This is a genomic window from Pasteurellaceae bacterium RH1A (assembly GCA_012221805.1).
GTDB lineage: Bacteria > Pseudomonadota > Gammaproteobacteria > Enterobacterales > Pasteurellaceae > RH1A.
This window is the reverse complement of sequence record CP015195.1, coordinates 1,332,136-1,345,141: the sequence shown is the minus strand read 5'-3', so window position 1 is coordinate 1,345,141 and position 13,006 is coordinate 1,332,136. Positions and strand designations below refer to the sequence as shown.

Genomic DNA, 13,006 nt, shown 5'->3' with positions numbered 1-13,006 from the left:
GATGTTTAGCGTAACAATAAATAATTAGTCTGCTTAACCTCCTCCATCACCACATAGGTGCGGGTGTCGTTCACGCCTGGCAGGCGGAGCAAGGTTGTGCCCAGCAGTTTACGGTAAGCAGCCATATCGGCCACTCGGGTTTTAAGGAGGTAGTCAAAATCGCCCGATACCAGGTGGCATTCTTGGATTTCGTCTAGCTGTTGGACAGCGTGATTAAATTCCTCAAAAACATCCGGCTTGCCCCGCACCAGGGTAATTTCAACAATAACCAGAAGCGGCGTATCCAGCAATTCTGGGTTGAGCAAGGCCCGGTAGCCCATGATCACATTTTGCTTTTCTAGGCGTTTGACCCGCTCTAAACACGGAGTTGGGGAAAGGCCAACCCGCTTGGACAGCTCAATATTGGAGATTTTTCCGTTACGTTGTAGCTCATTTAAGATTTTGAGATCAATGGCATCTAGGGCCTTGGGCAGTTTCTTTTCCATTAGTAGGTCCTCAATTCTTCAGGGGTGAACATAACCGGGGCCGGTTCACCTAAAATGATTTGGTAGTAATAGTCGTAGGCCAGCACATTTTGCACATAGCCCCGGGTTTCTAAAAAGGGGATGGAGGCGATAAATTCGTCCATGGCCAGCCGCCCGCCTGCCCTTTGCAACCAGCGGTCTGCCCTGCTGGCTCCTGCATTGTAGGCCGAGGCAACCAGAATGCGATTGTTGGGGTACTTGGCGTTGAGTTCGTTGAGGTGGGCTGTACCCAGCATAATGTTGTTAAAAGGCTCGAATAAGTCCTGTTCGCCCCGGTAAAGCAGGCCACTATTTTGGGCGGTTTCCTTGGCCGTGGTTGGCAGCATCTGCATCAGGCCCATGGCATTGGCGTGGGAGCGGGCCAGCGGGTTCCAGGCACTTTCCTGGCGGGCAATGGCCATAGCAAAACTCTGCTTGATGTTTGTGTCAGCCAAATGGAGGGCAAACCAGTCGAGATAGGCCTTGGGCAGGCGTTGATCAATATAGTCCCAAGCCTTGGCCTGGATGGTGGCCTCGACTCCCAAGTCAAACCAACCGGCTTGGTTGGCATAATCAGCCAAAACCACCTGCCTTTCAAAGCCTTGAGCCTTGACCAGTTCGATCCACTTGCTCTTGGCCGTGCTAAAGCGTTTTAAAGCCCGGTATTCCTCAATTTGGGCAAGCTTTGTCTCTAAGCCATCAAGTGAAGCCGATACCTGCGGAGCCTTAAATTGGTAGGGATTGCCCAGGGCTTGAGCAGCCAGCATGGGGTAAAAGCCCCTTTCTTGGCTAAGGGCGGTTAGCAGCTTTTCCTTGTCGGTTGGGTGGGTTTTAGCCAACCAATAGCGCCATTCTAATTTATTCTTAGCTTCATCAGAAAGCAGATCCAGCCAGCCTTGCAAGTCCGTCTTTTGCCACAGAGCCATGCGGATACGGCGTTCGGTTAGGTTATCGGCCTTGAGTTGGCCGATTTGCTCATCTCGCCAGGCTATAAACTGCGGGTTTTCATTGTCAAAAAGGCGGTTAAGGTAGGCAATTTTCCAGGCTCTTTCCACCTTTGGCCCTAATTCAAACTTGCTGATCCAGGCTTGATAAGGGCTAAAATCAGGGTTGGTGTCTTGCTCTTTGAGGGTGCGAACAAAGGCACTAAAGGCTCCTTCCACTAGGGCCTTATTCCAGCCATCAAGCGGTTGATTTTGGGCAAATTCTTGCAAATAGGCTGGGTTCTTGGCCAGCTTTTTGACTTCATCCAACCAGGCCTGGATACGTTCATCATTTAGGTCTGCTAGGTTTTTTGCAGATTTTGTGAATAATTTGACCGCTTTATCCTTAACCAAGCCCTCCGTTTTCAGGCCCTGATCCCGCCAGTAGGCTTCAATTCCCTGGCAGGCCTCCGGCACTTGCACCTCATTGCTATTGAGCCAGAAGAGGCCGAATTGGTCAAGTAGGCTATCCATTTCCAGAGACTTGGTCGGAGGAAGCGCACCGGCCTGCTCTGCCTCAGGATTGGGCTGGAGTTTTTCTGCTAACTCCTGGAAGGACTGGGCAAAAGATTGGCACTGGGCCTCACTTGGGCTCAGTTTGGTTTGGCCTGCCTTTGGCTTATCAAGGCCGCTTTTAACCTTGGTTAGCAGGGCTTGCAAATCACCATAGAGGGGATAGGTTTCCAACTGGCTCATCATGCGACCTAGGAGCTTTTCGGTAGCCTCAGGCAGGCGGTTTTGCGAATTGGCCGTATTGAGTAGGGCTTCGGCCTTAACAAAGAGCTGGCGTTGGGCCTCTAGCTTTTGACTTGCCTGTTTTTGCTGGGTAAGCTGGGCCTGCACCTCAGCTTCCGTCCACATTTTAGCGGGCGGATTGGCGAAAGCTAGGGAACTAAACAAAATACTGGCAATAAGGCTTTTTTTGAACATTCGTTTTCCTGTTAATTTGTGTAGGGTGGGCATCCTTGCCCACCACTGCGATCTCGGTTAAATCGGTGGGCAGGGATGCCCACCCTACACGTGCAAAACCGCTTGAAGTTGCCTGCAAGCGGTTAAAATATCGGTGGGTGAGACGATCAGTGAGCTTGTCGAACTGTTGTCGAACCATTAGATATTTCCCTGAAAAGCGTACAAAACTTATGCTTCGACAAGCTCAGCAACCGTTTTGTACACTTAACATTATTCATCCATCACAACCTTGCCGATATAACCCAGCTGGCGGTGTTGTTGGGCATAGTCAATGCCATAGCCCACTACAAATTCATCTGGAATGCTAAAGCCCACCCACTCAACAGGTACGTCTACCTCACGGCGGGAAGGCTTGTCTAAGAGGGTGCAAATGGCAATGGAACGGGGTTCTCTTAGGTTGAGAATATCCCGCACCTTGTTGAGGGTGAAGCCAGTGTCGATGATGTCTTCTACAATCAACACGTCCTTGCCCTGAATTTCGCCGTCCAAATCTTTGAGGATCTTAACATCACGGCTGGACTCAGTGCCCGTGCCGTAGCTGGAGGCGGTCATAAAGTCCACTTCCACAGGCAGGTCTAGCAGGCGAACCAGATCGGCCATAAACATAAAGGAGCCACGCAGGAGGCCGATCACCACCAGTTTTTCACAGTGATTATGCTGGTAGTGGTGGTTGATTTCCTTGGCCAATTCGGCAATTCGGGTTTTGACTTCCTGCTCAGAGAGCATAACTTCTACATGGTGCTTTTTCATTTAACCTCCAGCCAATTTAACGGTATAGCCCTTTTGTTCCAAAATTTGTTTGAGTTGATCACGGTTGTCGCCCTGAATTTCGATAAGGCCGTCCTTCATAGCTCCGCCACAACCGCAGCGGCGTTTGAGTTCAGAGGCCAGGGAATTGAGGGCCTTATCATCCAAATCCAAGCCTGTAATCACGCACACGCCCTTGCCCTTACGGCCAGAGGTTTGGCGTTGAATGCGGACAATGCCGTCACCCTTAGGGCGTTCCGCCTTGGGTTTTTCAGGGGTAATCCTGCCGATTTCGGTAGAATAGACCAGTGTCATTTGTGAATTTCCTTATGTTTTAGACCGCTTGCAATAAAAAATGATGGCGCAAGCGCCCTCGCTTGTGCCTTTTTTGCTACCAGCACCAGCCTGGGGGCTGGCGCTATCATATTTTAGGCAATAGACTGATTAATTGCTTTCAGCACATCCACAGGATTTTCCGCCTGGGTAATCGGCCGACCAATAACCAAGTAGTCTGAACCAGTATCAATGGCCTCTTTCGGGGTCATCACTCGGCGTTGATCACCAAAGGCTGAACCCTTTGGGCGGATACCTGGGGTAACCAATTTGAAATCATTGCCGCAGTGTAAACGTAAGACTTCCACTTCTTGTGGGGAACAGACTACCCCATCTAGGCCGGCACGCTGGGCTAAGTGAGCTAAACGAATAACCTGTTCCATTGGGGAGGCGTTAATGCCGATTTGAAGTAGATCTAAGTCTTCCATACTGGTTAAAACTGTCACACCAATCAGGAGTGGAGCGTCCTTGCCATAAGGCTCTAGCACTTTTTTGGCTGCTTCCATCATAGTGAGGCCACCTGATGCGTGTAAGTCCACCATCCAAACGCCTAAGTCAGCCGCAGAACGCACGGCACGGGCAACGGTGTTGGGAATATCGTGGTATTTGAGGTCTAGGAAGACATCAAATTTACGCTCATGAAGCTGTTTGACAAAGTTGGTGCCAAGCGTGGTAAACATTTCCTTGCCCACCTTAACCCGGCAAAGGCTAGGGTCAATTTGATCAACAAAGGCCAGGGCCTCATTTTCGGTTTCATAGTCTAGGGCGACAATGATTTTGTTATCCATGTGATATTCCTCTTTAGGTTTAGATGATGCCATCTATGCTTTGAATGGGTTTGACCTTTTCCCACTGGCGGCAGGATGGACAGTGCCAGGCCAGTCGGTAACTCTGATAACCGCAGTTTAAACAGCGATATTGTAAACTTTTTTTAATCCGTTCGCCCACCATTTTATGCAGGAGGATGAGGCTGTCCTTGCCCCTGCCCTCCTCGGCTTCATTAACCTGATAATGAATAAAGCAGTGGAAGGTGATCATATTGGGGTAATTCTTGACCTGTTGGTAAAGTTTAGATTGGGCGGCTTCCAGCCCATCTTTTTGTTCCACAAATTCGGCTAAGGCAATGTCCACTGCACTATTGTGCTGTATTTGGTTGGCTCGAATGAGAAAAAGCTCAAAGCTATCTGGGTCGTTCAGGGCTTGGTAGCACTGCTTGATTTTAGGGATGGCCTCGCTGATGTAGGCAGGGTCTTGCTGTAAAACCTCTTCGTAGTGCTTGAGGGCTTCTTGGTATTGGCCCTGCTCTAGGTGATAATCGCCCAATAAAAGAGAGGCACGGGAGCAAGCAGGGTGATAAGCCAGAGCCTTGTGAATGGCAACCAAAAAACCTTGAGGATTATCAGCCTTGAGGCTTTGGGCGTATTCACAATAATAATGGGCCAGCGGAGTTTTGTCAGTTTGGTTATCTACCTTGAGTAGTTTTTCAGCTACATTGATGGCCTTTTTCCATTCCCGCATTTTTTGGTAAATCACCATCAGCTGGGTCAGGGAATTGACGGAAAATTCAGGTTCATCCAAGAGCAAAATATAGTAATTTTCTGCCCGATCATAAAAACCAGCGGCCATAAAGTCCTTGGCTAACTGTTGCTTGGCCAGGAGTTTTTGTTCAATGGAATAGTTGGGGCTGTTGTCTAGGGCTTGGTGAATGCGTAAGGCTCTATCGACTTCGCCACGGGAGCGAAAGAGGTTGCCCAGGGTGAGTTCAGCTTCAAACTGCGATTCGGAGGCAATTTGGTTTTCTGCCTCCTGTTTTTGCAGCATAGAAAGGAAAAGATCAACCGCCTTTTCCTGCTGATTAGATAAAAGAAAGTTTAAGCCCGTGACATAGTCACGGGAGAATTTATTATTAACTGTTTCTTGATCCTTTTTAGCACTGCGTTGCCCCATATACCAGCCATAAAGGGCAGCAATGGGCAGTAAAAGGAACAATAATTCAAGCATTACTCAACCTTTGGTAGAGATAATTCGTTGATTTGTTGAGCCTGACGTTTAACACGGCGGTTTAAGGCCATATTTTGGACTTTTAATTTGAGATAGAAGAAACCGGTAATAAACCAGCCCAACAAGAGACCAAAACCAAAGAGAATGGCAACAAGGGAGGATAAGCGGAGTTCGCTTTTGGCTACAATGTAATTAACCGTAATCAGTTGATCGTTATTGGCACCGATGGTAACAGTCACAAGAATAATGGCCAATACAATTACTAAACCTAGAATATATTTCATACCTTCTCCTCTTATTCTGATTGTGAGATTTGCTAATAAAAAACGACACTGAGTGTCGCCTGTGGCAGACTAGGCATCTACACGCTCTTTGAGATCCTTGCCTGCTTTGAAATGGGGTACATATTTTGCGTTTAATTTGACGCTGTCGCCTGTTTTCGGGTTACGCCCTACACGAGGCTGACGATAATGCAAGGAAAAACTGCCAAATCCGCGTACTTCAACACGCTTACCCTGTTCAAGCGATTGTGTAATTTGCTCCAAAATTTCCTTCACGCTGTCTTCCACCATTTTAACGGGAAGATGAGGATGATTCATTGCTAAATTTTCAATCAGTTCAGATTTAGTCATAAGTCACTCGCTATGAGATTGAAACGGATACACCGCAGTGTATCCGTTTGATTGGCTTCGTAAGACTACGAATTATTCACCTTTTGCTTGAGCAAAAGCGGCAGCCATTGCACTTGGAACTTCAATTTCTTGTTTGTTCACTTGAGCAAGGGCAGCTGATTCTTCAGCTTCGTCTTTAGCACGAACAGAAAGGTTAACTACGCGTGATTTACGGTCAACACCAGTGTATTTGGCTTCGATTTCATCGCCAGCTTTGATTACAGTAGTGATGTCTTCAACGCGGTCACGGGTTGCTTCGTTAGCACGGATGAAGGCTTCAACGCCACCTTCTAACTCAACCTTCACGCCTTTGGCATCAACTTCAACCACAGTACCCTTCACGATTGCACCTTTCTTAGTGCCATCTACGAAGTTAGTGAATGGGTCAGATTCTAATTGTTTGATACCTAAAGAGATACGCTCTTTCACTGCATCAACAGCTAAAACAACGGCTGATACTTCGTCACCTTTCTTGTAGCTACGAACGGCTTCTTCACCTGCAACATTCCAAGAAATGTCAGATAAGTGAACTAAACCATCGATACCGCCTTCAAGACCGATGAAGATACCGAAGTCAGTGATAGACTTGATCTTACCAGTTACTTTGTCGTTTTTGCTGTGGGTGTTAGCGAAGTGTTCCCATGGGTTGGCTTTACATTGTTTTAAGCCTAAAGAAATACGACGACGTTCTTCGTCCACTTCTAATACCATAACTTCAACCACATCACCTACATTAACCACTTTAGATGGGTGGATGTTCTTGTTAGTCCAATCCATTTCGGAAACGTGAACTAAACCTTCAACACCGTCTAAGATCTCAACGAAGCAGCCGTAGTCTGTTAAGTTGGTTACTTTTCCAGTCAATTTGCTGTTTACTGGGTGGTTTTGTGCGATAGCAGCCCATGGATCTTGGCCTAATTGTTTAAGACCGAGTGAAACACGGGTTTTCTCTTTGTCGAATTTCAATACTTTAACAGTTACTTCATCACCAACGTTCACCACTTCGCTTGGGTGTTTAACACGTTTCCAAGCCATGTCTGTGATGTGGAGTAAGCCATCAACGCCGCCAAGATCAACGAAGGCACCGTACTCAGTTAAGTTCTTAACAGTACCTTTAACTTCTGCACCTTCTTCTAGGTTAGCAAGAACCTCTTCACGGTCTTGGTTGCTTGAAGATTCGATAACAGCACGACGTGAAACAACCACGTTGTTGCGTTTTTGATCAAGTTTGATTACTTTGAACTCTAACTCTTGACCTTCAAGGTTTAAAGAGTCACGCACTGGGCGAGTATCAACTAATGAACCTGGTAAGAAGGCACGCACGCCGTCTAGCTCAACAGTGAAGCCACCTTTAACTTTACCGTTTACTAAACCAACTACAGTAGCTTGCTCTTCAAAGGCTTTCTCAAGTTTGATCCAGGCTTCGTTGCGTTTAGCATCGCCACGAGAAACGATGGTCTCACCTAAACCGTCTTCAACAGCCTTAAGAACCACATCAACAACGTCGCCAACTTGAACTTCAAGCTCGCCTTGTGCATTGGTGAATTCTTCTGCTGGAATGGCAGATTCAGATTTGAAACCAGTATCCACAAGCACATAGCCTTTTTGGATAGCAACGACAGTACCTTGTACCACTGAGCCTAATTTAGCAACGTTTAGTGATTCTTCAAGGAGTTGAGCAAAAGATTGAGTCATAATTAAATTCTCTAAATAAATATAAAAGCCAATTAAGATCCGTCTTAAATGGGGTTGTGGTTAAAATCAGGCTATCCTTGGCCTGATGTTGAATTAAATTTTGAGCGTTTGAGCAATATGTTTTAAGGCCTGCTCAATCACTTCTTCAATCGACAAATGGGTCGAATCTAAAAGCAAGGCATCCTTAGCCGGAACAAGGGGCGCCACCTCCCGATTTCGGTCACGGAAGTCACGCTCTTTTATCTCGGCTAAAATCTCGTCAAAGTTAGCATTAAATCCCTTTTCTTGCAACTGTTTTACGCGTCTTTTTGTGCGTTCTTCGGCACTTGCGTCTAAAAAGAGCTTAATTTGGGCTTCTGGAAAGACAATGGTGCCCATATCCCGCCCATCGGCAATCAAACCTCTTTCCGTGCTAAAGTCACGCTGGCGTTGTAAAAGAGCCTCTCGAACCTTAGGGAAAACGGCAATTTTGGAGGCATTTTGCCCGGCTTCTGCTGTGCGGATCTGATCGCCTACGTTTTCGCCCTCTAAAATCACCTGCACCTCGCCATCTTGCGGCACAAACTGCACATCTAACTGGCGGCCTAATTGGGCTAGTTTATCCTCATCGGCAAAATCCAGGCCCTTTTTAACTGCGGCCAAACCCAAGATCCGATAAATAGCGCCTGAATCTAAAAAATCAAAACCTAATTTCTCGGCCAGGGCGTGACATAAGGTCCCCTTACCTGCTCCACTTGGGCCATCGACTGTAATCACAATGTTCATGATCTTTCCTTATAAATTTGCAAAAAATTGACGGGTTTTAGTCGCTTGTTAGTTGTACAAATGATGGCGCCAGCCTCCAGGCTAGTGCCAAAGTATCATTTCAGCACCAGCCTGGAGGCTGGCGCTATCTTGGGGGGAGACGTTAAGACTCCGGATACTCCCCTATCGTCACCATAAACTCCAACAAGCGACCATTACGAGAAACCAGCACCTTCACCTGCGTTTGCGGTTTTAACTCCGCCAGGGTTTCCATCATCTGCTGCGGAGTTTCGGCTTTCACGCCGGCTACTTCCAAAATCAAATCGCCCACCTGAATGCCTGCCTGTTCAGCGGGGGCAGAAGGGGTCACATTGGTCACAATTACCCCATAATCGGCGATGCCCAGCTGCTTGGCTGTATAGAAGAGATCGCTGCCCACGCCCAAATAACCACGAATAACCCGCCCGTCTTGAATAATCTTCTCTAGCACACGGTTGGCCAGGCTAATCGGAATGGCGAAATTAAGGCCCTCGGCGATTTCATCACTGTTCTTGCCCAGGCTCAACGTGCTGATGCCAATCAGCTCTCCCAAGGAATTAACCAGGGCCCCACCTGAATTACCACGGTTAATGGAAGCATCAGTCTGAATAAAATTCTGCCGCCCACCCTCGGTTAAGGCACTGCGGCCTGTGGCACTGATAATGCCCTGGGTAATGCTCTGCCCTAAGTTAAAAGGGTTACCAATGGCTAGCACCACATCCCCCACTCGAACAGGCCGCTTAGGGTTTTGTGGGATGGTCGGCAGGTTATCGGCCTCAATTTTCAGCACAGCCAGATCGGTCAAGGTGTCAGACCCTACCAAGGTCGCACTGCTAAAGGTGCCATTTTGCAGGGCAACTAAGATCTCATCAGCATTTTGAATAACGTGCTTATTAGTTAGGATATAACCATCCTTAGACATAATCACGCCCGAGCCTAGGTTGGTGACATGCAGGCCGTTGGAGCCTTGGCTGTCTTGGGTAAAGGAGGTATCAAAGGCTTGATTATAGACATTAACCACCGCAGGCGAGGCGACTTTCACCGCATCGTGGTAGCTCATAATCTCTTTTTCAGACGAAAACAGGGAGGTGCGATTAAAAAGCGGGGCAACATAAAGAATTAGAATTGCACAAAATAGCCCAAAACCGACCGCTTGTAAGATCTTTTTAACCACAACATCCTCCTGCCTATGAATTTGCGGGCTATTGTAGCAGGTTTTTGCCAAAAGTGAGAAGCCAGTTTAGGACGAGGGGCTGGGCTTTAGTGTGCAATCTCGGTTTCCCAGCCGTCATATTCGCCCTCAAATTCCTGGGCCAAATCCATTAAGGCCCAAGTGATTTCATCAATCTGTGTGACGGGGACAAAATGAATTAGGCTGACGGAATAAAATGTGCCATCTTCATCGTTTAGTGTTTCGCACTCAAGAACTTCATAGCCCTGTACTTGGGCCTGCTCTGCAAAGGCTTGGCTTTTGGCCTCATCAAAGAAATAGAGCCAGTGTTGGATATTTCTTGGCTTGTCGTTCTGATCATTTTGCTCTTCCAAGGCCATCAAAATACGGTTGTTTTGCATTTGCTGGAGGGCATAGGGATTAGGATAGAGCATATCCAAATAGGCTTCCCATTCACTATCCTCATCCACCCAACAATCGGTTTTATAATCGCCAAAGGCCTTGGTTGTAGCAACCAATTTTTCTTCAATCCCCTCGATATTTTTTGCATAAACAAAGAAATTGATTCTGCCATTCCAGGTCAGCACCCCAGCATCAATCACATCCAGCCCTTGGACGACTTCATCAATAAGATTTTGAAGAGCGATGAAGTGTTCGTATTCTTCATCTGTTGGCAGGCCATCTTCTTGCGGATGCTTAAAATACACCGCAAACTGCAAGCGATAACCATAGCCCTCAAAAGGTGCCAAGTCTTTTAAAGCCATATTCACACGGGTTAAGGCAGGCTTTTCATCCAGCGCCTGCATATATGCTTGCCAATTTTGTGGTAATTCATGTAAATTTGTCATAGTGTTTTCCTTATTCAATGTTGAAATGCAAGCGGTAAATATTAAGCCATTTTTTGCAAAAAAACATCGGGTTTTTACCGCTTGTTAAGCCTGCGTAGGGTGGGTGCTTGCACCCACGCACCGTAAAACTGCATTTACTCTACTCAACTCATCAAATTATTGAAATTGCGGGGTGCAAGCACCCACCCTACCTTGCTTCGCAAGGATTGCCACACTCTGGACAAGACGGCATAGGCGGACGAAATGCCAAGCCTTTGATTGCACGAACGCTTATACAGCAAGCGAAACAGACATAGCTGCTGTTATTTTTAGATGAACGATGGTATTTTATTGTCATATGTTTTTATTTCCCTAGCCAGCTTAAAATTGATGCGTACACCCACGATAACATACAGAAAAGGTTGGGTTGAAAACCCAACACAAATTGTTCAGTTATCTCAAAATGTTGGGTTTATCAGCCCAACCTACTGATTAACCAAATAAATGAATAATTGCTTTGCAAAATACTCGGTGTGTTCTTTTTTTACATATAAATTAAAAAAATAGTTATCATCTAACAAGCATTCAACATCCAGTAAAGGTATAAGAAAAAAATCAAGATAAGAGAAATATAACCTTCTTACATTTTCAGATATTTCATTTAAATCACACGACAGATTTGTAATATCATAAAAAACATTATCATACTTGTGGTTATAATTATTAATAGATATATATGGCAATCTGTTTTTTTCACAATAACACCAATGATTGCTATCAATAGTTTTTAGTCTAAGATCTTCATAATAATTTAAAACATCATCCATTTCCATGTCCTATAAAAATACCAGATACAATTTTTCCATTAGCGGCTCCCCCATATCACCAACATCCTCACTGGTAACAAATACAAGCGGCAACTATCCCGCCTTTTTTTGCAAAAAATCATCGGTTTTTTACCGCTTGTTCGCATTCTATATCCTTTCATTCCCAGCACGGCAAAGCCGTACTGGGTTAAGCATAATTGAGCAGCTTTGCTGCTCTTGATTTAGCAGCCCCAAAGGGGCTGATTTATGCGTAACCTAGTACGGCTTTGCCGTGCTAGGCAATAGCGTGTTTAAATTCGACTTGTCCATTATACAAGCGGTAAGGGCAAGGAGATTTTTTTGCGAAATGTTGAGCATAAGTCTCCGCTTGTAGAATAAATATCCTTGCATTAGCCTGAGGGCTGGCCCTATTGAGAGCGTAGTGCGTCCCCTACTCAACTTTCAAAACCCCCTTTTAGCAAAAAAATCCGAATAAGAACCCTCCATATGCCGTCTGAAAAACCGCTCGCCACCAATGGGGCTATCGGGATTTTGCCAATTGCTGTACCGCAATTGGCCGAACATATCGTAAATGTGCAGACTATTGTGGTCGTGCAGTAGCTCGTCAATTCGGCTTTGGCGGTCTTTGTTGGCAGGTAGGGCTTGCAGTTTGGCAGCTTTATCACAGGGGGTGCCAATACAACTATTGGCTGCCTGTGCATCGGCATGATAAAGCCAATCATGATGAAATGGCATGAAATAAGCCAGCGGCAGCTTGGGCAATGCGGTGCAGGCTGCCTGCCACAAAGTGTCTTGACGAACGATTTCGCTCAAACCCAAATGTGTTGCCTGTTGAAGATGGCGTTCAATCGCATGTTGCAAACCGGTACGCCATTGTTGATAAGCCGCAGCAATACGCCGCTGCAATTGGCAGTAATCCTGCTGTAAAGCCTGCCATTGGGCGGTTTTGTTTTTCGGTGGCACAGGGCAACGGTCACCGATGTCTTCACAAGGCTGACCACACTCCGGGCAAGACGGCATAGGTAGGCGAAACGCCAAACCTTTGATGGCACGAATGCTTATGCGGCAAGCGAAACAAACATAACTGCTGTTGTTTGTAGATGAACGATGGTATTTTAATATCATATGCTCTTATTTCCTTAGGTAGCTGTCTGCCTCTTCAATATAATCAGTCTCCAGGCTGGTGACAATACAAGCGGCAACTATCCGCCATTTTTTTGCAAAAAACTATCAGATTTTTACCGCTTGTCTCGCATTCTATATTCTCTCATTCCCAGCACGGCAAAGCCGTACTGGGTTAAGCATAATTGAGCAGCTTTGCTGCTCTTGATTTGGCAGCCCCAAAGGGGCTGATTTATACGTAACCTAGTACGGCTCTGCCGTGCTAGGCAGTAGCTTGTCTATCTCAAGCCAAGAAAGGGCCGCTTGGCATAAGTTGTCTAGGGTTTGTTTTTGATTTTCCCCTGTGATTTTCAGACACCAACCTGGGTTGTCGA

General features: G+C 46.4%; 14 protein-coding genes. All 14 read right to left on the bottom strand.

Annotated features, from left to right (window positions below):
* Positions 1 to 5: 5 nt before the first annotated feature.
* Positions 6 to 485, bottom strand: coding sequence for a transcriptional regulator (locus A4G20_06315; GenBank protein QIW15972.1), 480 nt, complete (start codon positions 483 to 485; stop codon positions 6 to 8).
* Positions 485 to 2,416, bottom strand: a complete 1,932-nt coding sequence (locus tag A4G20_06310; GenBank protein ID QIW15971.1) for a hypothetical protein — start codon at positions 2,414 to 2,416, stop codon at positions 485 to 487. Before A4G20_06310 ends, A4G20_06315 begins: the two co-directional genes overlap by 1 nt.
* Before the next feature lie 249 nt (positions 2,417 to 2,665).
* Positions 2,666 to 3,205 (bottom strand): hypoxanthine phosphoribosyltransferase, encoded by a 540-nt coding sequence (locus A4G20_06305; GenBank protein QIW15970.1) that lies wholly within the window; start codon positions 3,203 to 3,205, stop codon positions 2,666 to 2,668.
* Positions 3,206 to 3,517, bottom strand: coding sequence for a translation initiation factor Sui1 (locus A4G20_06300; GenBank protein QIW15969.1), 312 nt, complete (start codon positions 3,515 to 3,517; stop codon positions 3,206 to 3,208).
* Between the two features lie 113 nt (positions 3,518 to 3,630).
* Positions 3,631 to 4,323, bottom strand: coding sequence for an orotidine 5'-phosphate decarboxylase (locus A4G20_06295; protein QIW15968.1), 693 nt, complete (start codon positions 4,321 to 4,323; stop codon positions 3,631 to 3,633).
* A gap of 19 nt (positions 4,324 to 4,342) precedes the next feature.
* The gene (locus A4G20_06290) at positions 4,343 to 5,536 is read right to left on the bottom strand and encodes a lipopolysaccharide assembly protein LapB (protein QIW15967.1); all 1,194 of its coding nucleotides are present in this window, start codon (positions 5,534 to 5,536) and stop codon (positions 4,343 to 4,345) included.
* A complete protein-coding gene (locus A4G20_06285; GenBank protein ID QIW15966.1) occupies positions 5,536 to 5,820 on the bottom strand; it encodes a hypothetical protein in 285 nt (94 codons plus the stop codon). The genes A4G20_06290 and A4G20_06285 overlap by 1 nt, the downstream gene beginning before the upstream one ends.
* Positions 5,821 to 5,889: 69 nt before the next feature.
* The gene (locus A4G20_06280) at positions 5,890 to 6,168 is read right to left on the bottom strand and encodes an integration host factor subunit beta (protein ID QIW15965.1); all 279 of its coding nucleotides are present in this window, start codon (positions 6,166 to 6,168) and stop codon (positions 5,890 to 5,892) included.
* Positions 6,169 to 6,240: 72 nt separating this feature from the next.
* Entirely contained in the window at positions 6,241 to 7,902 is a 1,662-nt protein-coding gene (locus A4G20_06275; GenBank protein ID QIW15964.1) for a 30S ribosomal protein S1, read from the bottom strand.
* A gap of 93 nt (positions 7,903 to 7,995) precedes the next feature.
* Complete coding sequence (locus tag A4G20_06270; protein ID QIW15963.1) at positions 7,996 to 8,670, bottom strand: cytidylate kinase; 675 nt, start codon at positions 8,668 to 8,670, stop codon at positions 7,996 to 7,998.
* 139 nt (positions 8,671 to 8,809) lie between these two features.
* On the bottom strand, positions 8,810 to 9,859 hold the full coding sequence (locus A4G20_06265) for an outer membrane-stress sensor serine endopeptidase DegS (GenBank protein QIW15962.1): 1,050 nt from the start codon (positions 9,857 to 9,859) through the stop codon (positions 8,810 to 8,812).
* Positions 9,860 to 9,945: 86 nt separating this feature from the next.
* A complete protein-coding gene (locus A4G20_06260; protein ID QIW15961.1) occupies positions 9,946 to 10,704 on the bottom strand; it encodes a hypothetical protein in 759 nt (252 codons plus the stop codon).
* A 464-nt stretch (positions 10,705 to 11,168) separates the two neighbouring features.
* The gene (locus A4G20_06255; GenBank protein ID QIW15960.1) at positions 11,169 to 11,510 is read right to left on the bottom strand and encodes a hypothetical protein; all 342 of its coding nucleotides are present in this window, start codon (positions 11,508 to 11,510) and stop codon (positions 11,169 to 11,171) included.
* Between the two features lie 441 nt (positions 11,511 to 11,951).
* Positions 11,952 to 12,530: a hypothetical protein gene (locus A4G20_06250; GenBank protein QIW15959.1), complete on the bottom strand. Its 579-nt coding sequence runs from the start codon at positions 12,528 to 12,530 to the stop codon at positions 11,952 to 11,954.
* Positions 12,531 to 13,006: the final 476 nt, after the last annotated feature.

Excerpts from the sequence above, each read along its gene's own strand:
- A4G20_06305 (QIW15970.1), bottom strand. The coding sequence starts at position 3,205 with ATGAAAAAGCACCATGTAGAAGTTATGCTCTCTGAGCAGGAAGTCAAA.
- A4G20_06300 (QIW15969.1), bottom strand. The coding sequence starts at position 3,517 with ATGACACTGGTCTATTCTACCGAAATCGGCAGGATTACCCCTGAAAAA.
- A4G20_06295 (QIW15968.1), bottom strand. The coding sequence starts at position 4,323 with ATGGATAACAAAATCATTGTCGCCCTAGACTATGAAACCGAAAATGAG.
- A4G20_06260 (QIW15961.1), bottom strand. The coding sequence starts at position 10,704 with ATGACAAATTTACATGAATTACCACAAAATTGGCAAGCATATATGCAG.
- A4G20_06315 (QIW15972.1), bottom strand. The coding sequence starts at position 485 with ATGGAAAAGAAACTGCCCAAGGCCCTAGATGCCATTGATCTCAAAATC.
- A4G20_06255 (QIW15960.1), bottom strand. The coding sequence starts at position 11,510 with ATGGATGATGTTTTAAATTATTATGAAGATCTTAGACTAAAAACTATT.
- A4G20_06290 (QIW15967.1), bottom strand. The coding sequence starts at position 5,536 with ATGCTTGAATTATTGTTCCTTTTACTGCCCATTGCTGCCCTTTATGGC.
- A4G20_06280 (QIW15965.1), bottom strand. The coding sequence starts at position 6,168 with ATGACTAAATCTGAACTGATTGAAAATTTAGCAATGAATCATCCTCAT.
- A4G20_06250 (QIW15959.1), bottom strand. The coding sequence starts at position 12,530 with ATGCCGTCTTGCCCGGAGTGTGGTCAGCCTTGTGAAGACATCGGTGAC.
- A4G20_06285 (QIW15966.1), bottom strand. The coding sequence starts at position 5,820 with ATGAAATATATTCTAGGTTTAGTAATTGTATTGGCCATTATTCTTGTG.
- A4G20_06275 (QIW15964.1), bottom strand. The coding sequence starts at position 7,902 with ATGACTCAATCTTTTGCTCAACTCCTTGAAGAATCACTAAACGTTGCT.
- A4G20_06310 (QIW15971.1), bottom strand. The coding sequence starts at position 2,416 with ATGTTCAAAAAAAGCCTTATTGCCAGTATTTTGTTTAGTTCCCTAGCT.